17 protein-coding genes are annotated in these 22,559 nt (G+C 73.5%); 6 read left to right on the top strand and 11 right to left on the bottom strand.

Annotated features, from left to right (window positions below):
• Nucleotides 1-947 (top strand): alpha amylase C-terminal domain-containing protein (locus GPA10_RS36495; RefSeq protein WP_157169143.1); only part of this gene is annotated, 947 nt, incomplete at its 5' end.
• A 599-nt stretch (nt 948-1,546) separates the two neighbouring features.
• On the opposite strand, the gene GPA10_RS36490 is transcribed toward GPA10_RS36495, so the two are convergent.
• The 9 genes from GPA10_RS36490 to GPA10_RS36450 form a co-directional block, all read right to left on the bottom strand.
• A complete protein-coding gene (locus GPA10_RS36490; RefSeq protein WP_157169142.1) occupies nt 1,547-3,796 on the bottom strand; it encodes a HelD family protein in 2,250 nt (749 codons plus the stop codon).
• 190 nt (nt 3,797-3,986) lie between these two features.
• On the bottom strand, nt 3,987-4,325 hold the full coding sequence (locus GPA10_RS36485) for a thioredoxin family protein (protein WP_343041720.1): 339 nt from the start codon (nt 4,323-4,325) through the stop codon (nt 3,987-3,989).
• Nucleotides 4,326-4,327: 2 nt separating this feature from the next.
• Nucleotides 4,328-4,774: a MerR family transcriptional regulator gene (locus GPA10_RS36480; RefSeq protein ID WP_058849499.1), complete on the bottom strand. Its 447-nt coding sequence runs from the start codon at nt 4,772-4,774 to the stop codon at nt 4,328-4,330.
• A gap of 55 nt (nt 4,775-4,829) precedes the next feature.
• Nucleotides 4,830-5,759, bottom strand: a complete 930-nt coding sequence (locus tag GPA10_RS36475) for an NAD(P)-dependent oxidoreductase (protein WP_157169140.1) — start codon at nt 5,757-5,759, stop codon at nt 4,830-4,832.
• 107 nt (nt 5,760-5,866) lie between these two features.
• Entirely contained in the window at nt 5,867-6,619 is a 753-nt protein-coding gene (locus GPA10_RS36470; protein WP_157169139.1) for a CPBP family intramembrane glutamic endopeptidase, read from the bottom strand.
• A gap of 5 nt (nt 6,620-6,624) precedes the next feature.
• Nucleotides 6,625-9,201, bottom strand: a complete 2,577-nt coding sequence (locus GPA10_RS36465; protein WP_246260386.1) for an MMPL family transporter — start codon at nt 9,199-9,201, stop codon at nt 6,625-6,627.
• Entirely contained in the window at nt 9,198-10,136 is a 939-nt protein-coding gene (locus GPA10_RS36460; protein ID WP_157169138.1) for a class I SAM-dependent methyltransferase, read from the bottom strand. The genes GPA10_RS36465 and GPA10_RS36460 overlap by 4 nt, the downstream gene beginning before the upstream one ends.
• A gap of 285 nt (nt 10,137-10,421) precedes the next feature.
• Nucleotides 10,422-10,673: a hypothetical protein gene (locus GPA10_RS36455; RefSeq protein ID WP_157169137.1), complete on the bottom strand. Its 252-nt coding sequence runs from the start codon at nt 10,671-10,673 to the stop codon at nt 10,422-10,424.
• A 1,142-nt stretch (nt 10,674-11,815) separates the two neighbouring features.
• Complete coding sequence (locus GPA10_RS36450) at nt 11,816-13,036, bottom strand: aminotransferase class I/II-fold pyridoxal phosphate-dependent enzyme (RefSeq protein ID WP_058849501.1); 1,221 nt, start codon at nt 13,034-13,036, stop codon at nt 11,816-11,818.
• 642 nt (nt 13,037-13,678) lie between these two features.
• Between GPA10_RS36450 and GPA10_RS36445 the strand changes: the two genes are divergently transcribed.
• The 4 genes from GPA10_RS36445 (at nt 13,679) to GPA10_RS36430 (ending at nt 16,796) form a co-directional block, all read left to right on the top strand.
• Complete coding sequence (locus GPA10_RS36445) at nt 13,679-14,263, top strand: TetR/AcrR family transcriptional regulator (RefSeq protein ID WP_058849502.1); 585 nt, start codon at nt 13,679-13,681, stop codon at nt 14,261-14,263.
• Complete coding sequence (locus GPA10_RS36440) at nt 14,263-14,589, top strand: DMT family transporter (protein WP_058849503.1); 327 nt, start codon at nt 14,263-14,265, stop codon at nt 14,587-14,589. Before GPA10_RS36445 ends, GPA10_RS36440 begins: the two co-directional genes overlap by 1 nt.
• The gene (locus tag GPA10_RS36435) at nt 14,589-15,131 is read left to right on the top strand and encodes a DUF5360 family protein (protein WP_198351804.1); all 543 of its coding nucleotides are present in this window, start codon (nt 14,589-14,591) and stop codon (nt 15,129-15,131) included. Before GPA10_RS36440 ends, GPA10_RS36435 begins: the two co-directional genes overlap by 1 nt.
• A 198-nt stretch (nt 15,132-15,329) precedes the next feature.
• A complete protein-coding gene (locus tag GPA10_RS36430) occupies nt 15,330-16,796 on the top strand; it encodes a glycoside hydrolase family 16 protein (RefSeq protein WP_425505882.1) in 1,467 nt (488 codons plus the stop codon).
• Nucleotides 16,797-16,809: 13 nt separating this feature from the next.
• Here the strand turns inward: GPA10_RS36430 and GPA10_RS36425 are convergent, their stop codons facing one another.
• A complete protein-coding gene (locus tag GPA10_RS36425) occupies nt 16,810-18,570 on the bottom strand; it encodes an MFS transporter (RefSeq protein WP_246260383.1) in 1,761 nt (586 codons plus the stop codon).
• Nucleotides 18,571-18,724: 154 nt separating this feature from the next.
• Between GPA10_RS36425 and GPA10_RS36420 the strand changes: the two genes are divergently transcribed.
• A complete protein-coding gene (locus tag GPA10_RS36420) occupies nt 18,725-19,459 on the top strand; it encodes a TetR/AcrR family transcriptional regulator (RefSeq protein WP_157169136.1) in 735 nt (244 codons plus the stop codon).
• A 115-nt stretch (nt 19,460-19,574) separates the two neighbouring features.
• On the opposite strand, the gene GPA10_RS36415 is transcribed toward GPA10_RS36420, so the two are convergent.
• A complete protein-coding gene (locus GPA10_RS36415; RefSeq protein WP_157169135.1) occupies nt 19,575-22,352 on the bottom strand; it encodes a type 1 periplasmic-binding domain-containing protein in 2,778 nt (925 codons plus the stop codon).
• Nucleotides 22,353-22,559 lie beyond the last annotated feature (207 nt).

Raw genomic sequence — 22,559 nt, 5'->3', positions numbered from 1 at the left:
CGCCCAACGAACACGGCGGCCGGGAGAACCTCGACGCCGTCGCCTTCCTCCAGGAGATGAACGCCACCGTCTACCGGCGCTGCCCCGGAGTGGTGACCATCGCCGAGGAGTCCACAGCGTGGGACGGGGTGACCCGGGCCACACACCACATCGGTCCCGGTGGCTTCGGGGGGCTCGGCTTCGGCCTGAAGTGGAACATGGGGTGGATGCACGACTCGCTGGGCTACATGGCCAAGGAGCCGGTGCACCGCAAGTACCACCACCACGAGATGACGTTCTCGATGGTGTACGCGTACAGCGAGAACTACGTCCTGCCGATCTCGCACGACGAGGTGGTGCACGGCAAGCGGTCCCTGGTGTCGAAGATGCCCGGCGACTGGTGGCAGCAGCGCGCCAACCACCGCGCCTACCTGGGCTTCATGTGGGCGCACCCCGGCAAGCAGCTGCTCTTCATGGGGCAGGAGTTCGCGCAGGGCGCGGAGTGGTCGGAGGGGCACGGTCCCGACTGGTGGCTCCTCGATCCGGCGTACGCGGCCGAGGCCGATCACCGCGGGGTGCGGGACCTCGTCCGTGACCTGAACACCGCGTACCGGGCGCTGCCTGCCCTCTGGGAGCGGGACACCGATCCCGCGGGGTTCGCGTGGGTCGTGGGGGACGCCGCCGAGGACAACGTGTTCGCGTTCCTGCGGTTCGACGCCGAGGGGGTGCCGTTGCTGGCGGTGTCTCATCTGTCGCCGGTGGTGCGGCACGGGTACCGGATCGGGGTGCCGGAGGACTTCACCGCCTGGCAGGAGGTCCTCAACACCGACGCCGCCCGCTACGGCGGCAGCGACGTCCGCAACCCCTCCCCCCTGAAACCCGACCCCACCCCGTCCCACACCCACCCCACATCCCTGGACCTGACCCTCCCCCCCTTGACCACCCTCTGGCTCCGCCCCACAACCTGACCCCCAACCGGACCTCATCCAGCCCACGCACCACCACCGCCGACACCACTACCGCGTTGCCGAAGCCCCCGAGGCCGGGGGCCATGCCCGCCGAGGCAGCCCCGGCCCCCGGCTGACGCCACCGCCGCTGCGCGGCGGCTCTTGCCCACCCACCCGCCCGTTGCTGGAGGTGCCGGGGGGAGGGAGGGGGTGTTGGGGTGCGGCTGGTTCGACGGCGGCGCCGACGTCGCTCGCCCTGGCCAGGGGAGCGCCCCGGCGGTGCGGCTGGGCGGACAGCGACGGGCGGCGGGGGGTGCGGCGCCGCGCCGGGCAGCAGGCTCTGCGCACCCGCCGTAACCCTTGCGCCAGGCCCTGCGGCAGCACCCCGGACGGCACGCCTGAACCGGCAGCAACGGGCGGGCGAGGCAGCCGCCACGCAGCACCGCGCCGGGCAGCAGACCCTGCCCGCCCGCCGTACCCCTTGCCACAGGCACTGAGGCAGCGCCCCCGGACAGTACAACTGCACCAGCAGCAATGGGCGGGCGGGTGGGGCAGCCGCCGCGCAGCGGCGGGGCAGGTGCAGGTCACCAGGAGGGTCGGTCAGGACAGGCGGGTGCCGGTCAGGACAGGCGGGTCAGGGATGGGGGTAGGGGGGTCGTGTGGAGGATGCCGAGGTGTTGGGTGGCTCGGGTCAGGGCGACGTACAGGTCGCTGGTTCCGTACAGCGCGGGCTCGACGACGAGGACGGTGTCGAATTCGAGGCCCTTGGCCTGCCGGGGGTCGATGAGGACGACGGGCCGCGTGAGGTCGGGCTCACCCCCGGCGGGCACCCCGTCCAGCTTCCCGGCGAGCGCCTCGTGCAGCGCACGGGGAGCGACCACGGCGAGCCGCCCCACCGAGGGCGTCTCGGCGGCCACCGCCTCCGCCACCCCCGCGGCGAGGTCCCCGACGCACCGCGCCCACGGCCGCACCCCGGTGGACCGGACGGAGGAGGGCGGCTCGAAGCCGACGACCCCGGCGGCGCGCGGCACCTCCGCCGCCACCTCCATGATCTCGGCGGGCGTGCGGTAGTTGACGCCGAGGCGCGCGTACTCCCAGCGGTCGGCGACGTACGGGGAGAGAATGTCCCGCCAGGAGCCGACGCCACCGGACTCGGCGGTCTGCGCCGGGTCCCCGACGAGCGTCATCGACCGCGTCGGGCAGCGCCGCATCAGAAGCCGCCAGGCCATCGCGGACAGCTCCTGCGCCTCGTCGACGATGATGTGCCCGAACGCCCAGGTCCGGTCGGCGGCGGCCCGCTCCGCGGCGCTGCGGTGGTCGGCCTCCTCCTGCCGCTCGGCCATCCGCTCGGCGTCGATGATGTCGTGCGCGAGGAGCACCTCGGACCCGTCGGGGTCGCTCTCCTCCTTGTCCTCGAACTCGTACGTACGGGACGCGTACGACACGTCGAGCACCCCCTGCGCGTAGGCGACGGCCCGCTGCCGTTCGGCCTCCGCGCGGGCGCGCTCGGCGCTGTCGTCCTTGCCGAGCAGCTCGGCGGCCTCGTCGAGGAGGGGGACGTCGGCCGCCGTCCAGGCGCCGCCGGGCGCGCGCCGCACCGCGGCGGCGTCCTCGTCGGACAGGTGCACGGGCTCGGCGAGGTAGTCGTCGACGAACCGCTGCGGTGTCAGCGTCGGCCACAGCTCCTCGATCGCGGCGTGCACCTCGGGGCTGACCGCGATGCCCTTGCCGAGCTGCGCGATGTCGTCGGGCCCGAGGAAGTTGGGCCCGCCGTACGGGTCGTGGCCGATGCGCTCGGCGAGCTGCGCGGTGAGCGCGTCGATGATCCGGAAGGCGAAGGTGGGCCGCGCCAGATTGTGCGGCAGCTCCATCGCGCGGGCCGCCTCCCGCGCCTCGTACGCGATCGTCCAGTCCAGGACGAGTTCACCGTCGTCGTGCTCGATGATCAGCGGCGCGCCGGGCTCGGGCAGCTCCTGCCGGTCCCGCAGCGCGAGCGCGAGCACGTCCGCCATCTCCGCCCGGCCCTTGACCCGGGCGGCGGCGGGCGTGTCGGTCCCGGTGGCGGTGACTCCGGGGAAGAGTTCCCCGGGCGTCGCGAGCAGCACCCCGGTCTCGCCGAGCGCGGGCAGCACCTCGCTGATGTAGCCGAGGAAGGCCGGGTTGGGCCCGACGACCAGAACGGCGCGCTTGGCGAGCAGTTCCCGGTGCGCGTACAGGAGGTACGCGGCGCGGTGCAGCGCGACGACCGTCTTGCCCGTGCCGGGCCCGCCCTCGACGACGAGCACGCCCCGGTGCGGGGCGCGGATGATGCGGTCCTGCTCGGCCTGGATGGTCTGCACGATGTCGTGCATGCGGCCGGTGCGCGCGGAGTCGAGCGCCGCGAGCAGCACCTCGTCGGCGTCCGCGGCCTCGTGCCCGGTGCGGGTGGTGTCGGTGAGGTCCAGGATCTCGTCGTGCAGGGCGGTGACCCGGCGGCCCTCGGTGGTGATGTGCCGGCGTCTGCGCAGACCCATCGGCGTATGGCCGGTGGCGAGATAGAAGGGCCGGGCCACCTCCGCACGCCAGTCGATGACGAGCGGGGTGCGTTCGGCGTCCGCTCGGCGGATTCCGATCCGCCCGATGTGGTGGTCGCGCCCGTCGCCGAATTCGAGACGTCCGAAGCAGAGACCGTTCTCGCCCGCGTCGAAGGCGGCGAGCAGCCCGGACTGCTCGGCGACCATGACGTCGCGCTCCAGACGTGCCTGCAGCCCGTTGCCCACCTGCGCCAACGACGCCTGTACGGCGGACTCGGCCTCCTCGCGCAGCGCGTCGAGGCGCGCGTACAGCCCGGAGACGAATTGCTGCTCTTCCCGCAATTCCTCGGTTGACAATTCAGCCCCTCGCCAGTTACAGTGTCGTATACAGATTCCGTGAAGTCACAAAGTCACCCTGATGTAGTCAATCTGATGCAGTCATTGCGGTCAAAAGGGCAGGGCTTCGCGAAAGAATCCAATATACGCAGAGAAAAGCCCCGGACGTCAATTCGTCCGGGGCTTTTCTCCTGTTCCCAGCGGGGGCGGGTCAGAGCACCCCCGCCCCCTCAAGGTCCCGCACGAGCCGCCCCTTCGCCCGCGCCCCCACGGTCTGCCACACCGGCTCGCCGTCGCGGAACACCATCAGCGTCGGCGTGGAAAGGACCCCGTACGCGGTCGTCGTCCCCGGATTGCGGTCCACGTCCAGTTGCACGACCTTCAGCCGGTCCGCCTGCTCCCGGGCAATCTCCCCGAGCACCGGCGCGAGCTGCCGGCACGGCCCGCACCACTCGGCCGTGAACTGCACGAGCACCGGCCGCTCCCCGGAGAGCACCTCGAACCCGAAGTCGGCGTCCGTCACCTCGCCGACACCCTCGACCCGCACCACACTCATCCCCGCACACCCTTTCCCTCGGTCGTGTCACCCAGTTCGCACCGGGGTTCCGGTCCCCCCGGCGCCCGCGCGTCGGCGGCCAGCCCCGCCATCGCCCGCTCGGCGCGCGCGAGCTGCGCGCCGACCTCCGCCCGCACGGACGTCAACTCGTCGATCAGCGAGTCGAGTTCGCCGAGCTTGCGGCGGTACACGGCGAGTGACGCCGGACACGCGTCGCCCGCCGGATGGCCGGAGCGCAGGCACTCCACGAACGGCCGGGTCTCCTCCAGGTCGAACCCGAAGTCCTGAAGGGTCCTGATCTGCTCCAGGAGCCGCACGTCGGCCTCGCCGTACGTGCGGTGCCCGTTGCCGTCCCGCCGCGCGGGCAGCAGCCCGCGCGACTCGTAGTAACGCAGCGTCCGCGTGGTCGTCCCCACCCGGTCCGCGAGTTCACCGATCCGCATACCGCGACCGTAGGCCTTGACGTCGGCGTCAGGGCCAGCCCCTCGGGGCGGAGGGTCAGGCGGGGTTGCGGACGCCCTCCACCGTGGCGGACCAGCCGTCGGCGCCGTGGCCCCGGTCCACCGCGCGCCGGGCCACGTCCCGCACGGCCCGCAGCACGGAGACGTCGAGGCCGCGCAGCTCGGCGGCGTGCAGGATGTGCTCGATGCCCGCCACCTCCATGGCGAGGTTCCCCTCCTCGCCGGGGTACTCGCCCGCGTCCAGGTCCTTGGCCGTCTCCTCGATCAGGAGGGACAGGAGGGAGAAGTGGGCCTTCAGGTACGGGGCGACCGACGAGGCGGGCACGCCGTCCTTGGCGGCGAGCGCGTACCCGTGCACCAGGCCGGACATCGAGGTCCAGAAGAAGTCGAGCATCGACAGGTCGTACACGGCGGCATGGCCGTGGTCCTCGCCGACGTACGCGGACTGCCCGCCCAGGGACTTCAGGACCTGCTCGTGCTCCTCGTACGCGGACTTGTCACCGGAGAAGAAGAGCAGCGCGTCCGGGGTGCCCACCATGACGGTCGGGATCATGACCGCGCCGTCCAGATAGCGGATCCCGTGGTCCCGCGCCCACTTCGCCGCCTCGCGGGCGCGCTCCGGGGAGTCCGAGGTGACGTTCACCAGGACACGTCCGGCGAGGTCGGCGGCGACGGGCTCCAGGATCGCCTGCGAGGCGTCGTAGTCGACGACGCACACGAGGACCACCTCGCCCGCGCGCGCCGCGTCCGCGGGGGACGCGGCGAGGGTGGCGCCCCGGGCCACGAGGTCGTCGCCCCTGCCCGCGGTGCGGTTCCAGACGGTGGTGGGGTGCCCGGCGTCGATGAGGGCCCCCGCGAGGGCCCGGCCCATCGCGCCGAGACCGATGACGGTGACGGGGGTGGTGCGGCTGTTCGGGGTGGTGGCTGCGGTGGGTGCGGTGGGTGTGGTCTTCGCGTCGTGAGGCATGCCTCCATCGTTGATTCGTGCCCAAGGGCTCACAAGTACCGACTATTTGGTCAGATACGCACCCCGGGGTAAGGAAGCCGCTCGCCTCCGTGCCGGCGCTCCGGTGGTCACAGCCAGGCCGCCGCAGCGCCGAGCAGCAGCAGGTTGCAGACGCCCTGCGCGGCGGCGCAGGCCAGCGCGGAGCCGGTGACCGCGCGCAGGAAGCCGAGGGCGAGGCCCATCAGGAACACCGACGGCAGCAGCCCGCAGAGCACCTTCCAGTTGAACGGGTCGAGGCCGTAGTCGCCGACGTGCACCGCCGCCCACCCCGCCGCGGTGCTGACCACCGCCGCGTAGCCGCCCCAGCGCACCTCGACCGCCCGGTACAGGACGCCGCGGTAGCAGACCTCCTCGACCAGCGGCACCAGGACGCCGAGGGCCAGGACCATCGCGACCACGTCCGCCCAGGGCGCGCCCGGCACCGTGCCCTCGAAGAGCCGTGGCATCCACGTGTTCCAGTTGTCGTCGCCGTCGCCGAACGCGTCCCGGGTGGCGAGGAACGTCTGCGCGTACACGACGGCCACCAGGGCGGTGCCGAGGACGGCGGGCAGCGGCGCGCAGCGGCGCAGCCCGGCACCGGCCCAGTCCGCGCGCGGCAGGACCACGAGGACGGCCGCGCTCAGCGCCACGGACAGGACCATCACCGGCACGGCGAAGGCCCCGGCCACGCGCACCGCGGCGAGCACCGCGAACAGCGCGGCGGCGGACGTCACCGGGAACGCGGCGTGGTGGCGGCGCAGCCGGGCGAGCGCCGACGGCCGCACCGGAGACTGCGCGCACGACCGTACGGACGGCGGTGACGACGGTGGTGGTGTGGTCATGCGGCTCACCCCGCGGGCACCTTGTCGAGGCGGCGCCCGCGCACGCCGAAGCCGGGCAGCCACCAGTTGTACTTGCGCAGGAGCAGCAGGGTGGCCGGGACGAACAGCATGCGGATGACGGTCGCGTCGAGCAGCACGGCGAGGCCGAGCCCGGCACCGTACTCCTGGAGCATCAGCGTGGACGACAGCGCCATCGTGCCGAGGCTGCCCGCCATCACCAGGCCCGCCGCGTTGATGACGCGGCCGGTGTCGACGACGGCCCGCAGGGTGGCCTCCTCCTGGGAGAGGCCGCCGCGCAGCAGGTCGCGGACGCGGGTGACGAGGAAGATCTCGTAGTCCATGCCGAGCCCCATCATCAGGACGGTGAGGAAGATCGGCAGATCGTCGATGATCGCCTCGCCGCGCCAGTGGTGGAAGATCAGCACGGTCAGTCCGACGGCCCAGACGTTGCTGAGCATGATGGTGGCGATCAGGCGCAGCGGGACGAACAGCGAGCGCAGCGTGATCACGAGCATGACGAAGACGCCGACGCTGACGAGCACGACCATCTGCCAGAAGCTGGAGCTGAGCGCGTCGCCGTACTGCCGGTCGACCTGGGTGGTGCCGCCGATCTCCAGGGCGGCCACGCCGTCCGCCCGCTGGTCCACGACGCGTTCGACGCGGGTGACGGTGGCGGCGGCGTCCTTCGAGTACGGGTCGTCGTCGAGGGCGACGACGAAGCGCAGGGTGCCGTCGCGGGCCACGTAGTCGTCGAGCAGGGTGCCGCCCTCGGCGAGCTGCTGCTGCGACCACGGCTTGCCGAAGGGGTGGGTGGCGGAGTCCACGGACGCGACGCCCGGGACGGCGGCGACGCGTTCGGTGAGCCGGGCCACCTTCTCGCGTCCGGCGTCGGTCAGCCTCCCGTCCCGTACGACGCCGGGGTCCGCGCGGCCGACGGCGATCGTCGGCATGACGGCCGCGTCGCCCCACTGGCGCGCGACGGTCTCGAAGCCGTCGCGGGAGTCGGTGGCCGGGCTGAGCGCGACCGGGTCGGACGTCGAGCGGTTCCCGGCGACGAGCAGCGCGAAGGGGACGGTCGCGGCGAGGAACGCCACCACGATCCACATCTTGCGGCGGCGCGCGAACTCCGCGGTGCGGCGCAGGTGCCTGCCCATCGCGCCCCGGTGCTCCAGGTCGGACAGCGGGTCCCGGCCGAGGGCGAAGAAGCGGTCGCCGAGCAGGACGAGCAGACAGGGCGTGAGGGTGAGGGCGGCGGCGAGCACGATGGGGATGCCGAGGAGTCCGCCGTAGCCGAGCGGCGGGATCCAGTCCACCGGCGAGAGGAGCGTCGCGCCGAAGGCCAGGGCGACCGCCACGGCGGCGAGCAGCATGCTCTCGCCCGCGTGCACGGTGGCGTGCACGGCGGCCTCGCGCGGCTCGCGGCCCGCGAGGCGCTCCTGCCGGTAGCGCGAGGACAGCAGCATGCTGTAGTCGACGCCCGCGCCCAGCATCACGAACGTCATGATGGTGACGGTGAACTGAGTGAGCGTCACCTGTTCGCCGAGCAGGTGCAGGGCGGCCTGGCTGACGTTCATGGACAGGCCGATGACGGCGAGCGTGAGGATCGCGGGCACCAGGGCGCGGAAGAACACCAGCAGGATGACGAAGATGATGACGTACGCCACCGACTCCATCAGCGCGTTGTCGGCCTCCGCCTTCTCGTACGTGTCGTGGATGAGCGCCAGCTCGCCGGTGACGTGCACCTGGGCGTCCTTGCCGAGGCCGGTGTCGGCGAGCAGGGCGCGGGCGGTGTCGCGCAGCCACTCCACGTCGGGGTCGGCGCCCGCCTTGTCGGTGTAGCTGACGGAGGCGAGGGCCGTCCTCCCGTCGTCGGCGACGAGCCGGGACACGGCGTCGCCCGGCACCGGCAGCGGGAAGGCGCGCCAGTCGGCCTGCGCCGCGAAGGTGCCCGCGATCCGGGTCACGTCCCGGGCGCCGGGCGCGGTGGCGGCCTCGCGGGCGGGCCCGGCGAGGGCGGCGGGGACGCGGCCCCCGGCCACCTCGCGGTCCACGAAGGCGCGCCGCCCCGCGGGGTCGCCGGCCGCCGCGCGGGCCCGGTCGCGGACGCCGGTGAGGAAGGCGGCGCTCGCGTCGCGGTACAGCGTGTACGCGGACGAGGTGCGCTCGACCTCGCCGTCGCTCCGGAGCTTCGCGATCCGCGCGTCAAGGTCCGCGAACAGCGTCCGCGCCTGCGCGCCGCGTACGTCGGGTGCCTCGACGACGACGGTGACCTCGCGCTCCGAGCGGTGCGGGAAGGCCTTCTTCGTCAGCTCGTCGGCGCGGGCGCTGCTGGTGCCGGGGACGACCTTGGACGCGCCCTGGTCGGTGAGGACCGAGTCGAGGCCGAGGGCGTAGGGCGTGCACAGCGCGATGATCACCGCCCATGCCAGGATGACGGTCTTGGGCCGTCGGGCCAGGCGTTCGGCGAAGCGGTGCAGGACCCGCTGGACCGCGCCGCGGGCCGGGCCCGGCGGCACCCTGGTTCCGTCGTCCGGCGGTGTCGGCGGCGCGGGCGGGCCCGCGGACCGGGTGGGGTTCGTCATGCGACGCCGGCCTCCTTGCCGGTGCCGGTGCGGGAGCCGGTGCGGGCGTGGGACGCGGCGGGCCTGGCGCCGGTGACCACCACGAAGGTGTGCTGGATCTCCAACGTGCCGTCGCGTCGCAGGAGTTCGGCGAGACCGTCCTCCACGCGGTCGAGGACGAGCTGCTCCCTGCCGTTGTCCACGGCCGTCTTGAAGCCCGCCGCGGCGCCGGAGCGCTGCACCCACTCCAGGACGGCGGCGGGGGTGTCCGCCGGGATGGTCTGGGCGCCGTCGCGCTGCCCGGTGACGGTCAGGCCCGCCTTGGTGAACCAGCGGGCGACCGCCGCCGCGTTCTTCGGCAGGGCCACCCTGATGAGGCTGGTGAGCAGGGAGGGGTCGTCGGCGAACACCTTCTCCAGGCCCTGGGTGAGGGCCTGGTGGGCGTCGGCCCTGGTCTCGATGACCATGACCCGGCCGCCGGGGCGCAGCACCCGTACGATCTCCGCGAGCAGCCGGGCCGGCTTCGTGTAGCAGATGGCCCAGCCCACGACGACCAGGTCGGCGCTCTGGTCGGCCTGCGCGCGGATGAAGGTGTCCATGTCGCCCACGGACAGCTCGACGTCCACGCCCGGCGCGTCCGCCGTCAGGGCCTCGACCTTCCGCCGGGCGACGTCCAGCATGCCCGGCGACTTGTCCACGGCCCGTACGCTGCCCCGCCCGTCGAGCCGCCGGATGATCTCGGCCGTCAGATGCCCGGTTCCGCAGGCCAGCTCCACGACCCGGTCCCCGCGTGCGATCGGCACCTCGCCGAGGGCCGTGGTGGAGTGCCCGCCCATGACCGGGCTGAAGAACGTGTCGTAGTCGGAACTGGCCGCGTCGTAGTCCGCGATGGGGTCGGCGTGCGACCGGTTCAGCGTGAGGCGCAGGGCGCGGGCGGCGAGACGTATGCGGGACATGAGGGGCTCCTTCGGAGAGGGTGGCTGGTGGGTGTGGGCGGGGCGCAGGTGCACGGCGGCGCGTGTGCCGCGCACCTGGGCCCGGTGGGCGGGCGGTGACGCCTCGCCGCGGACGTGCGGGTGGCTGCGCCGCGCCGCGGGTGTGCGGACGGCCGGGCCTTCGCGCGACCGCTCGGGGGGCGCGCCGCCGCCCCGCGGACGCGTGGATGGTCGGGCCGCTCCGCGGGGGTGCGGACGGGCGGTCCGCTCGGTGGTTGTGCTGGTGGGTGGGCCATGAGTCCTGCCTCAGCGGGTGGTGGGCGCCGGCGGGCGTGCCGCGCGGGCCAGATACAAGAGACCGCCCGCACAGGCCACCGCCCCCGCCGCGCCGCGGGCCTGCGGCAGCCAGTGGACGGCGACGAGACACCCGACGGCCAGCACGAGGGTGGCGGCGAGCGCTGCGAGGACGGTTGGGGTGGCGGGGGCGGGTGGTGCCGTCCCTGCGGGCGGCGGCGTCCCTGCGGGCGGCGCAGGCGGCGCCGGCTCCGCGCCCGCCACAGGCGACACCGCCCCAGCGGGCGACGCAGATGACGCCGACTCCGCACCCGCCACAGGCGACACCGCCCCAGCGGGCGACGCAGATGACGCCAACTCCGCGCCCGCCGCAGGCGACACCGCCCCGGCGGGCGACGCAGATGACGCCGACTCCGCACCCGCCACAGGCGACACCAACCCGGCGGACGGCGCCGACTCCGCACCCGCCACAGGCGACACCAACCCGGCGGGCGACGCAGATAGCGCCGACCCCGCGTGCGGCGGCGCCCCTGCGGGTAGCGGCTTCCCTTCGGACGGCAGCGTCCCTGCGGGCGGCGCAGGCGGCGCCGACTCCACACCGGCCGCAGGCGCCACCGCCCCAGCGGGCAACGCAGGTAGCGTCGCCTCCGCACCCGCCGCAGGCGACACCAACCCGGCGGGCGACGCAGACGACGCCAACTCCGCACCCGCCACAGGCGACACCAACCCAGCGGACGGCGCAGACGCCGCCGACCCCTCACCCGCGTCCGCCGCAGAGGGCGCCGACTCCACCTGCTCCGCAGACGACGCCGACCCCGCGCGCGGCACAGGTGGAGTCGACGCGGAGGCGGAGGGCGGGTCGGGCGGGCGGTGTGTGGCCCGTGATCGGCGGAGTGTGCTCCCTGCCGGGAGGCGTGCAGCCCCAGCCGGGGGGCGTGCTCCCCCCGCCGAAAGGCCTGCACCCCCAGCCGGGAGACGCGCACCCCCCGCCGGAAGGCGTACACCCCCAGCCAAAGGCAGAGTGCGCGCCGCGGTGAACCCGGCGGACCACGCGCAGACGCACAGTGCCCCCACCGCCACCGCCGCCACTCCCCCGGCCCCGGTGCACAGCAGTGCCGTACCGAGGGCGAGCAGTGCGGTGGCGACCGCGGGCCGGGAGTCGTCACCGGCCCGCGGCCCGCGGCGGGCGAAGAGCGCGCCCGCGGCGAGCGCCAGAGCCCAGGCGAGCAGGGTCAGCCGGGGCACACCCGGACCGCCCGCCGGATCCAGACAGGCCGCGACGGACACCCCGGCCGCCCCGGCGGCGGACACCAGGGCGGGCACCTGGGCAGGCACCCGGGCGGACACCGGGGCGGGCACCTGGGCGGGCACCGGGGCAGGCACCGGAGCGGGTCGGGACTGCCAGGTCACGCGACCCTCACCGACGTCCCGACGTGGTCCGCGGCGAGCCTCAGCTCCGGTTCCGCGGCGAGTACCTCGACGACCCGGTCGAGCTGGTCGTCGGTGTGCGTGGCCATGTAGCTGGTGCGAAGCCGCGGCGACGCGGCGGGCGGCAGCACCGGGTTGACGTAGACGCCCGCGCGGATCAGCCGCTCCCAGACGGCGAGCGTGCCGACCGCGTCGGGCACCGGCACGGGAATGATCGGCGTACTGCTCTCACCGGTGCCGACCCCGGCTTCGGCGAGCCCGCGCCGTACGCGGTCGGCCTTGGCCCGCACCTCGTGCGCGAGGTGCGGCTCCGCGCGCAGGATGCGCAGCGCGGTGAGCGCCGCCGCCGTGCTCGCCGGCGTCATGGACGCGCTGAACATCAGGCTGCGGGCCTTGTGCTTGAGGTAGTGGATGGCCTCCTCGCTGCCCGCGACCGCGCCGCCGAGCGAGGCGAGTGACTTGCTGAAGGTGACGGTGATCAGGTCGACCTGGTCGGTGAGCCCGAAGTGCGCGGCGGTGCCGCGCCCCCCGGCGAGCACGCCGAGCCCGTGCGCGTCGTCCACGAGGAGCCGCGCGCCGTACTGCGCGCACACCGCGGTGACGGCCGGAAGGTCGCAGATGTCCCCCTCCATGGAGTAGACGCCGTCGACGATCACCAACCGGGCGGCGTCGTCGGGCAGTTGCTCCAGCGTCCGCCGCAAGCTCTCCGCGTCGTTGTGCGCGAACCGCCGCACCTTCGCGCCGCTGAGCCGGCAGCCGTCGACGAGGGAGGCGTGCGCGTCCCGGTCGACGACGGCGTAGTCGCGGGGCGTGAGCAGTCCGGCGAGGGCGCCGAGGTTGGCCTGGTAGCCGGTGGAGAGGACCAGGGCGGCGGGCTTGCCGAGGAAGTCGGCCAGCTCGGCCTCCAGCTCCTCGTGCAGATCGGTGTTGCCGTTCAGGAATCGGGAGCCGGTGCTCGAACTGCCGTACCGGTCGAGGGCGGCCCGCGCCGCGGCGTGGACGCGCGGGTCCGCGGTCAGGCCGAGGTAGTTGTTCGATCCGCACATGATCAGATCCCGGCCGCTCCTGCGTACGGTCGCGCCCTCCTGCCCGGCCAGGGGCAGGAAGTAGGGGTAGAGGCCGGCCTTCATCAGGTCGGATGCCGCGGTATAGCCCGCGAACCGGGAAAAGAGATCGCGCGAATCGGATGCGTTGAACATGTATTTCCCTCTGCGTATTCAGGCGCTCTCCCGGACGCAAAAGGGCATGCCGGAGCAGCCCGGGATTCAGGGAGACGCGCAGGACATTGCATGCTCTCGGATTCCACTGGGAACGGGCGGCACAGGCGTCACCCGGTGCCGGGTGGGTGCCGTTCACGGAAAGATCCGGAGCATGTGAGCGAACCGGTGCAGCGTGCGCGACCATGGCCGCGTGCTGCCGGCGAACGCCTTCGACCTGGGCTCACTCCACGCCCACGGCCGGTTTCAGGTCCCCGGCAGCGGGCTCCTCGGGCCCGCCCGCCGGTGCACACAGAGAGTCAATACTCAGATGAGTCAAACATGCAGCCCCCGGTTGATGATCAAATCCTGCAAGTGATTCGGGTATCCGAATCAGCCAGGGAGTGACTTTAGACAACTGCCGACGAAAGCGTCAACCAATCCCCCGTATGCGGGGTTGACGAGAAATGCAGAGTTAACCGTTCCGCTTCTCGGGTGCCCTCTGGGATACCTCCGAGAAAGGTCACTCAGCCTCGCGGTCGGCCATGCTAGCCTGCATTCGACCGTCCGGACGGTCGGAAACTCGTACGGCAGAGATCAAAAAGAAGATCGAAAGCGGCGACGGCCGCGGAATGGGTGTGAAGCGTGCGCAACCGGCTTCTGAACGCGGCGGAGAGACTCCTGGTCAAGCAGGGCGTCGACGCCATCCGCCTGGAGGCGGTGGCGGCCGAGGCCGGCGTGAGCAAGGGCGGCCTGCTCTACCACTTCCCGACCCGGCGGGCCCTCGTACAGGGCGTCGTGGAACGGCTCGTGGAGCGCTTCGAGGAGGTGCTGCCCGGCCCTGACGCGCCGCCCGGCGCCTTCGCCCGCGCCTGGCTCGACGCCTCCATCCCGGCCGAGGCACCCGAGGGCGAGGCCGTCCCGTCCGACTCGGTCCCCATCGCCCTGTTCGCCGCGGCCAACGGCCCGGAGGTGCTCGACATCCTCCAGGAGCGGTACCGCTCCTGGCAGGACCGCCTGGAGCGGGACGGTCTGCCGCCCGGTGTCGCCACCCTCGTCCGGATGGCCGTGGACGGCTGGTGGACCGCCCGCCTCCTCGGCCTGGCCGACCCCAAGGGCGAACACCACCGCCAACTGCGCCGGCTCGTCGCCGATCTGACCGAGCAGCGGACGGACCCGGCCGCGGCTTCGGCCGCACGCCCGGAGCCACGGCGGGAGGGGGAACTCTGATGGGCATCCTCCTGGTCGCCGGCGCCATCGTCAGCGAGATCGCCGCGACGCTCTCGCTGCGCGCCTCCCACGGCCTGACCCGCCTCGGCCCGAGCATCCTGGTCGTCGTCGGCTACGCCGCCGCGTTCGTGCTCCTCGCGCAGGCCCTGAAGACCCTCGACGTCGGTCCGGTGTACGCGGTGTGGTCCGGCCTCGGCACCATCGGCGCGCTGATCGGCGGCATGCTCCTGTTCGACGAGAACGTCCGCGTGGCCACCGTCGCGGGCGCCCTGCTGATCGTGGCCGGTGTGGCGGTCATGTACGCCGGCGGCGGACTGGAGCACTGATGCGTACCACCGTTCCCGGCTGCCCGCCCGGCCCGGGGCCCGCCTCCGGGGCCGACGCCGGGCCCGCCACGCCCGGCTTCACCGCCGTCAAGGTCGCCATGCTCGTCACCGACCTCGGCTTCCTGGCGTACTGGAGCGCCGCGCTGCTCGCGCTCATCCCCGCCGAGTACGCGTACAAGGACTACGGCGACCCGGTGATGAGCGACTGGAACTACTCGTTCCTGCCGCTGGACATCGCCGCGAGCGCCACGGGGCTCGCCTCTCTCTTCCTGCTCCGCGCGGCCCGCTCCGGCCGCCCCGCCGCCACCGCACGCGTGGCGTGGCGCCCCCTGATGCTCGTCTCCCTCACTCTCACCAGCACGGCCGGGCTCCAGGCCGTGGTCTTCTGGGCACTGCGCGGCGACTGGTCCCCGACCTGGTGGCTGCCGAACCTGGCGCTGCTGCTGTTCCCGCTGCCCGCGATCGCCCGCCTGGTCGGACGGCCCGGGGCGGAACGCGAGACAGGGCCCGGAGCGGCGTCCGCGGAGGCTCGCACGCGGTAGGCGCCGGGGCGGGCGGAGCCCGTGGGCGGTCGCCCCGGTTCGGGAACTGGACGGTGCACGGCCATTGACGGCGTCCCCGTCCACAACTACAAAACTCTGAGAGCGCTCTCAGCGACCCCCGGCGAACCGAGCCAGTCCGCGCCACCGCCTCGCTTCCCTCCTCCCCTCGCTTCCCCCCCACGGAGGTGCCCCATGGGCATGAGCCGCACGAGCCGCATGAGCCGCACGAGCCGCACAGGTCGGAGAAGCCGTACGAGACGCACCACGCCCCCGCTCGCCGGCCTCGCCGCGGCGGGCCTGTGCGCCGCGCTCCTCAGCCCCGGCGAGGCCGCGGGCGACGTCCCCCCTGCGCCCGGCTGGACCCTCCAGTGGAGCGACGACTTCAACGGCCCCGCCCGCTCCCTCCCCTCGGCCGCGAACTGGCAGGTCGACACCGGCCACAACTACCCCGGGGGGCCCGCGAACTGGGGCACCGGCGAGATCCAGAACTACACCTCGTCGCCCGACAACCTCAGCCTGGACGGCAGCGGCAACCTCCGCATCACCCCGCTGCGCGACGGCGCGGGGAACTGGACGTCGGCCCGCGTCGAGACCAGGCGCGCCGACTTCAAGGCACCGGCCGGCGGCACCCTCGCCATCGAGGGCCGCATCCGGATGCCGAACGTCACCGGCGAGCAGGCGCTCGGCTACTGGCCCGCCTTCTGGGCGCTCGGCGCGCCCTACCGCGGCAACTACTGGAACTGGCCGGGCATCGGCGAGTTCGACGTCATGGAGAACGTCAACGGGATCAACTCCGTGTGGGGCGTGCTGCACTGCGGCGTGAGTCCGGGCGGACCCTGCAACGAGACCAGCGGCATCGGCGCGAGCCGCGCCTGCCCGGGTGCCTCGTGCCAGTCCGCCTTCCACACGTACCGCTTCGAGTGGGACCGCTCCACGAGCCCGAACGCGCTGCGCTGGTACGTCGACGGGCAGCTGTTCCACAGCGTCGACCAGAACCGGGTGGGCGCCGACGCCTGGAACGCCATGACCGGCCACGCGGGCTACTTCGTCCTGCTCAACGTGGCGATGGGCGGCGCGTTCCCGAACGGCGTCGCGGGCCGGTCCACGCCGGTCGCGGCCACCGTGCCGGGCCGGTCGATGGCCGTGGACTACGTGGCGGTGTGGACGCGCGGCGGCGGGGGCGGCGACCCCGGTACCCCCTCCGCGCTGCATCTGCGCCAGGGCGGCACCCTCGGCCCCGCGGCCGGTTCCGCGTCGGCCGCCACGCTGGCCTCCGCGGGCGGCGCCAACCACGACGGCGCCCCGCACGCCCCGGCGACCTTCACGGCGACCGGCGTCGACGGCGCGTACAACGGCGGCTCGACGCAGTTCGACGTGCTGGCCGACGCGGGCACGGCGGTCGGCAACGGCCAGCAGGTGCGGGTGAGTTACGACCGTACGGGCGACGGCTCCTGGGAGCGCACGGAGACGTACCAGTACTTCGCGACCGACCCGGTGCCGGGCTACGAGCGCTACACCCAGGCAAGCGGGCTCACATCCGCCACCGGGTCGCACGGCACGATGACCGGCGGCACGGTCCGGGTCGAGGTCTGGAACGCCATCGGGAACGCGCCCAGCACGATCGGCACCGGCAACCAGTCGGTGGTGCGGATCCCCTTCGGCTGACGGGCCGGCTTCCTCAGCGCCGGGGCGCCGGCTCCTTCTCACCGAAGGCGTCGGCGTCGGCCTGGTTCTCGGCCTCGGCCCCGGCGGCAGGGTCGGAGGCGGAGGCGGAGGTCTCCCCGCCCGTCGCCGCCCCGCCCATGGCCGCCGACGCCGCCTTGTCCTTGCGGGGCAGCAGCAGCGCGACGACGACCGTGCCCACGCCGAGGATCACCGCGCCCACCAGGCTGGTGTGCGCGACGGCATCCGAGAACGACGCGCCGACGGCGTGCCGCATCTGCTCGGCGCCCTGGGCGAGTTCGCCCGCCTGGGCCTTGAGTTCGGCGGCCTTCTGCGGCGTGGTGCCCGGGGCGCCCGCGCGTTCGGCGAGCTGCTTGGCCTGCTCGCCGATGGCCTGGGCCACGCCGCCGCCCGCGCCGACGGAGTCCTGCGCCTGCTCCAGGGCGGACGCCGGGAGCTTGCTGCCCGCGGTCTCGTCGGCGAGGCCTGAGGAGTAGGAGCCGGCGAGGACCGAGCCGAGGACCGCGATGCCGAGGGAGCCGCCCAGCTCCAGGGAGGTGTCGTTGACGGCACCGCCGACACCGAGTTCGGACTCGGGGAAGGCACCCATGATCGCGTCCGTGCAGGGCGAGACGGCGAAGCCGAGGGACAGGCCGAGGATGGCGAGGGGCAGGACGAAGTCCCCGTACGAGGAGGTGGCGGAGACCTGGGTGAGCAGTGCGAGCGCCGTCGTACCGCCGACCATGCCCGCCGTCACCATGACCTTGGCGCCGAGCCGCGGCGTGAGCACACCGGTCAGCGCGGAGCCGACGAACACGGCACCGGCCAGCGGCAGCATCCGTACGCCCGTCTCCAGCGGGTCGTACTCCAGGACGAACTGGAGGTGCTGGGTCAGGTAGTAGAAGGCGCCGAAGACGGCGACGAAGAACAGGGCGACGGCGAGGTTCGCGCCGGAGAAGCCGCGCTGGGCGAACTTGCGGACGTCCAGGACCGGGCGCGGGTGCCGCAGCTCCCAGCCGACGAACAGGGCGAGGCCCACCGCGGCGATGACGGCGGCGATCACCGCGCTCGCGCCCCAGCCGAAGCCCGGCCCCTCGATGATCATGTAGATCAGCGCGCCGATCCAGACGACGGAGAGCAGCCCGCCGACGTAGTCGATCCGGCCCGCGCCCGCCGCCTTGGACGGCGGTACGAGGACGAAGGCGCCGATGATCGCGAGCACCGCCACGGGGATGTTGATGAGGAACGTCGCGCCCCAGCCGGAGTCCTTCAGGAGCGCGCCCGCGATCAGCGGTCCGGCGGCGATCGCGATGCCGGAGGTCGCCGCCCACAGGGTGATCGCCTTGGCCCGCTCGGCGCGCGGGAACGTCGCGGCGAGCAGCGAGAGGGTGGCGGGCATGATCATGGCGGCGCCGACGCCCATCACCGCGCGCGACGCGATGACGGCGGTGGAGCTGTCGGAGAGGGCGCCCGCCCCCGCGCCCGCGCTGAGGACGAGCAGCCCGAGCACGAGTGCGCCGCGGCGGCTGTACTTGTCGCCGATCGCGCCGAACAGCAGCATCAGCGCGGCGTACGGGACGGTGTAGGCGTCGATGACCCACTGGAGGTCGGAGCTGGAGAGGTCGAGGTCGCGGGTCATGTCGGGCGCGGCCACCGTCAGCGCGGTGTTCGTCATGACCGCGATCAGCAGGCTCAGACAGAGGACGAGCAGCGCCCACCAGCGGCGGGCGTAGGGCTGGTCCATCCGCTCGACCGGCTCCTTGATCAGCAAAGACATCGGGCATCCCTCGGCAGGTCTTCGGGCGCGGGCAGAGGTCCCGCACAGCATTTTGCACAGCGCTGTGCAATTACACGTCAGTGTGCAATGTAGCCGACGCGCGGCAATCTTGCACACTGCTGTGCAAGTACGGGGGTGGCGGCACAATGTCGCCATGAGCCGTACGAAGCCGACGCCGCCGAGCGCCGCGCCAGCCGCCTCGCCCGCCGCCGCTCAGGGGGACCCCGCCGCTCCGGGGAACTCCGCCGTCGCTCCGCGGGACACACCCCCGGCGTCGGCCGCCTCCACCCGTGCCGACGCCAACCGGCGCCGCATCCTCGATGTCGCCTTCGCCGAGCTGACCCGGGACCCGGACGCGTCCATGGACCAGATCGCGCGCGCCGCCGGGGTCGTCCGCCGGACCGTGTACGGCCACTTCCCGAACCGGGAGGCGCTGGTGACGGCGATCCTCGACGAGGCAGTGACGGCGGTGGCGGCCGCGCACGCGGCGGGCTACGAGGGCGTCGACGACCCGCCGCGCGCCATCGCCAGCGCGATGCTCGCCGTCTGGGACGTCACCGACCGCTACCGCCTGCTGCTCTCCCTGGCGCAGCGCGCGGTCACGATGGAGGGCATCCGCGAACGCCTCGCCCCCATCCACGCCACGGGCACCCAGATGCTGCAACGCGCCCTCGACGAGGGCAGGTTCACCACCCCGCTGCCCGCGCGGGCCCTCGTCTACGTCCTGGAGAACATCATGTTCGGCCTGATGGAGGCCGTGAACGACGGGGTGCTCGGCTCGGAGGAGGCGGGCCGGGCGGCCGCCGTCACCTTCCTGACCGGGGCAGGCCTGCCCGCCCAGGAGGCAGCAACCCTCGTCTCCGAAGTGGCCTCGACCAAAGCCCCCTAAGGGGCGCGGGGAACTGCGCGGCCAGCCACGGAAAAGCCGCAGACGCGTCTGCACAGTTGCTCGGCAGACGCGTCTGCGGCTTTTCGCGCGCTGAGCGCGCAGTTCCCCGCGCCCCTTACGGGGCGCAGGAGTGGGGCCCCGGGCCCCACTTCGAGCGAACGTCGCCCCGCGCGACGACCCCGCACAGGAGAGCGGTCCGCGGCCCCGCGGCCCCACCGCGTTCCACGAGCACCAGCTTGTCCTCGGTGAACCTGCCGCCCCCGGCGGCCCCGTGCGCGTCGATACGGCCGGTGGCCCCGTCGAACCCGCCCTCGCCGAGGCCCTGGTGGAGCACGGCCTGGAGGAGGCTGCGGTCGAGGCGTTCGTCGTGGCCGCCGGTGCCGCGCCACGCCTCGTCGATGCCGAGGGCCAGATAGCGCATGGCGTCCCAGGCGAGCGCCACATGGGCGTCGTCGCGCATCGTCGAGGTGCGCGCGTCGCGGTCCTTGCCGTACACGGTGTCGTACGCGGACAGGAAGGCCGCGGCCTCCCCGTTGCCGAGGGCCGCCAGGGCCGGCGCGCGGCCGTGGGAGACGTAGTGCAGCGTGAGACCGCCGAAGACCTGCCAGGGCCTCGGCACCTCGGAGAGCGCGGTGGTCACGTCGTCGTCACCGAGGACGCCGAGCTTCGGGCAGCGGCGCGAGATCCGCGCGATCTCGTTGAGGAACAGCTGGAACTGGCTGCCGCGTGCCGCCCACACGACGGCGGTGCGCGGCTCGTCGGCCACGGCGTCGCACACCTCGCGCGCCAGGTCCTCCACCGCGTCGAGCTTCGTGCCGTCCAGGGGGTCGGTCAGGGGTGCGGGCTCCGGGGCGTCGGCGGGTGTGTACAGCAGGACCCGCGTGTCGCGCCGGTACTCCCTGCGGAAGGAGGCGGCAACGCTGGCGCTGTAGGCGTCGGCGGGGTCGGCGACCAGCAGGGTGCGGCGCGCGGTCCTGCCGCCCCCCGTCATCCGGGCGTGCCGGACGAAGGAGGCCATGACGGTGGCGGCGCGGGAGTCGGTCGGCGCCATCTGGTAGTAGTGCCCGCTCTGCCGCAGCAGTCCGTCCGCGGTGCCCGACGTGCCGACCATGGGGATGCCCGCCTCACCGAGGGTCCTTATGGCCTTGTACGTCTGCCTGCGGCTCTGCCCGAAGCCGATGACGCCGACGATGGACCGGTCGCGCTCGGCCAGTTCGACCACGCGCCGGGCGACGTCCGGGGCGTCCTTGAAGCGGTCGCCCGCGTTGGCGGCGAGCACCCTGAGCGGCACCCGTTCGCCGGAGCGCAGGGCCTGGGCGTTGACGTAGCGCTGGGCGAGGGCGATGCCGCGCAGCTCGGCCAGGGTGCCGCCGCGCACCGGGTCCTCGGCGCGCGCACCGCCGCTGAGGGGCCCGAAGTAGACGACGGTGCGGCTCGCGGGCCCAGTGGGGGCGCTCCCGCCGAGCCCCTGTTCCTTCTGCACCTCGCCGTTCTGCCGCTCGATCAGTTCGAGCACGTCGCGTACGGCGCGCTCGCCGCTGCCGCTGCCGAAGGACGCGGCGCCCTCGGCGACGCCCACGCACTGCCCGTCGGTGCCGAGGAACGTCGAGCCCCGGCACGCGTCGGTGTCCCGGTTCCCGAACGGCGTCCCGCCGATGAGCCCGACCATGATCAGGAGCAGCACGGTCATCCCCCCGACCGTGCTCGCGGCCTCGGTGCGCGGGCCCCAGCGCGGGGCGGGCGGGGCGAGCGTCGGCCTGCGCCGCAGCCAGTACGTGGCCGCCGGGTCGTCCGCGGCCTCGCCGACGTCGCGGCCCACGGTCACGACCATGCCGGTGGGGCGGCCGGGCGCGGTGCCGTGCTCCGCGACGTTGGCGAGTTCCGCGCCCGCCGCCGACAGCGTCGCCGCCTCGATGTCGGGGATGCGGTGGGCCAGGGACCGCACGCCCCCGGCGACCGCCACCACCGACGTGCAGCCCAGGTCCTCCATGGCGGAGCGGAGTTCGCGCAGGAAGCGCTGTTCGCGCGAGTCCTCGTCCCCGGCCTCCGCCACGAGCAGGACGAACCGGCACACGCGCCGGCGCCGCCACGGATGGAACAGCCGCTTACGGCAGGCGGCGTCGAGGTCGGCGAGCAGGGCGAGCAGCAGGATCCGGTCGAACTTCTCGGGGTCGACGCCGTGCACGAGGTCGCGTGCCGAGCGGAAGAAGTCGGTGGGCGGCGTGCCCTGCTGGAGCCGCGCCCACTGCGCGTACCACCGCGGCCGGCGTCGTGACCTGCCGAGCATCAGCCGCTGGGCGCGCCAGGCGTAGACCGCCCGGGGAAGGCGCTGGAACAGCGGTCCGGCGAGGAAGTTCCACAGGAGTTCGAGCAGGGTGCCGCCGCTGGCGTGATCGCGTCCGCCGAGCCACCACAGCACCCGGGCGGGCGCGGAGCCCTCCCGGTGGGCTTCGTAGGCGCGGTCCTTCAGCTCCTGATGGTGCTCCATCGCGAAGTCGGCGGCGGGCGGGGCGGTCACGATGGACCGCAGCAACTGGTAGCAGGGCAGCCGGAGTCGGCCCGTGCCCTCGGGCATGGTCTCCATCAGCTGCCGGATGACGTGCGAGAACAAGTGCAGTTGGGCGAGCACCGGGTCGTCGGGCGGCGCGCCCGCGGACCCGTCCGGGGAGTCCAGGTGGGCGTGCGGGGCGAGCATCGTCTCGCGGCCGTGCAGCCGCCCGTGCAGCCCCGCGACGATGCCGCGCCCGACCTGTCCCTCGCCCGGCTCGCTGAACAGCACCACCGGCACCCGGCTGCGGTGCCGCCGCGGCTGGGTGACCAGTTTGTCGAACGCCTCGACGAACCGCTCGACCCCCGCGAACGCGGGGATCCCTCCGTTGTCCGGCTGTGCCATGAACGCTCCGCCCTTTCCCCCGTAGCAAACCTCAGGCTGGTGTAGCACCACGGGGCGGAGATACGCAGCGCTTCGCGCAACTACCGCACGACGGGAGGGCGGTGCGCGAATCCCGGACCGGCGCCGTGACCGAATCGCACCCGGTCCCGCGGTGGACGCCGTAGCGTACGTGTCGATCACTGCCGAACACCGCGGCATTGCGGTGGC

Source organism: Streptomyces typhae (assembly GCF_009755605.1).
GTDB classification, from domain to species: Bacteria; Actinomycetota; Actinomycetes; order Streptomycetales; family Streptomycetaceae; genus Streptomyces; species Streptomyces typhae.
The sequence above is the reverse complement of the archived record's forward strand: the minus strand, read 5'-3'. Positions and strand labels throughout refer to the sequence as shown.

What these genes read in the sequence shown, in the direction of transcription:
- GPA10_RS36415 (WP_157169135.1), bottom strand. Translation starts at nt 22,352, where the DNA reads ATGGCACAGCCGGACAACGGAGGGATCCCCGCGTTCGCGGGGGTCGAG.
- GPA10_RS36460 (WP_157169138.1), bottom strand. Translation starts at nt 10,136, where the DNA reads ATGTCCCGCATACGTCTCGCCGCCCGCGCCCTGCGCCTCACGCTGAAC.
- GPA10_RS36465 (WP_246260386.1), bottom strand. Translation starts at nt 9,201, where the DNA reads ATGACGAACCCCACCCGGTCCGCGGGCCCGCCCGCGCCGCCGACACCG.
- GPA10_RS36430 (WP_425505882.1), top strand. Translation starts at nt 15,330, where the DNA reads ATGAGCCGCACGAGCCGCATGAGCCGCACGAGCCGCACAGGTCGGAGA.
- GPA10_RS36435 (WP_198351804.1), top strand. Translation starts at nt 14,589, where the DNA reads ATGCGTACCACCGTTCCCGGCTGCCCGCCCGGCCCGGGGCCCGCCTCC.
- GPA10_RS36420 (WP_157169136.1), top strand. Translation starts at nt 18,725, where the DNA reads ATGAGCCGTACGAAGCCGACGCCGCCGAGCGCCGCGCCAGCCGCCTCG.
- GPA10_RS36425 (WP_246260383.1), bottom strand. Translation starts at nt 18,570, where the DNA reads ATGTCTTTGCTGATCAAGGAGCCGGTCGAGCGGATGGACCAGCCCTAC.
- GPA10_RS36480 (WP_058849499.1), bottom strand. Translation starts at nt 4,774, where the DNA reads ATGCGGATCGGTGAACTCGCGGACCGGGTGGGGACGACCACGCGGACG.
- GPA10_RS36450 (WP_058849501.1), bottom strand. Translation starts at nt 13,036, where the DNA reads ATGTTCAACGCATCCGATTCGCGCGATCTCTTTTCCCGGTTCGCGGGC.
- GPA10_RS36440 (WP_058849503.1), top strand. Translation starts at nt 14,263, where the DNA reads ATGGGCATCCTCCTGGTCGCCGGCGCCATCGTCAGCGAGATCGCCGCG.
- GPA10_RS36470 (WP_157169139.1), bottom strand. Translation starts at nt 6,619, where the DNA reads ATGACCACACCACCACCGTCGTCACCGCCGTCCGTACGGTCGTGCGCG.
- GPA10_RS36475 (WP_157169140.1), bottom strand. Translation starts at nt 5,759, where the DNA reads ATGCCTCACGACGCGAAGACCACACCCACCGCACCCACCGCAGCCACC.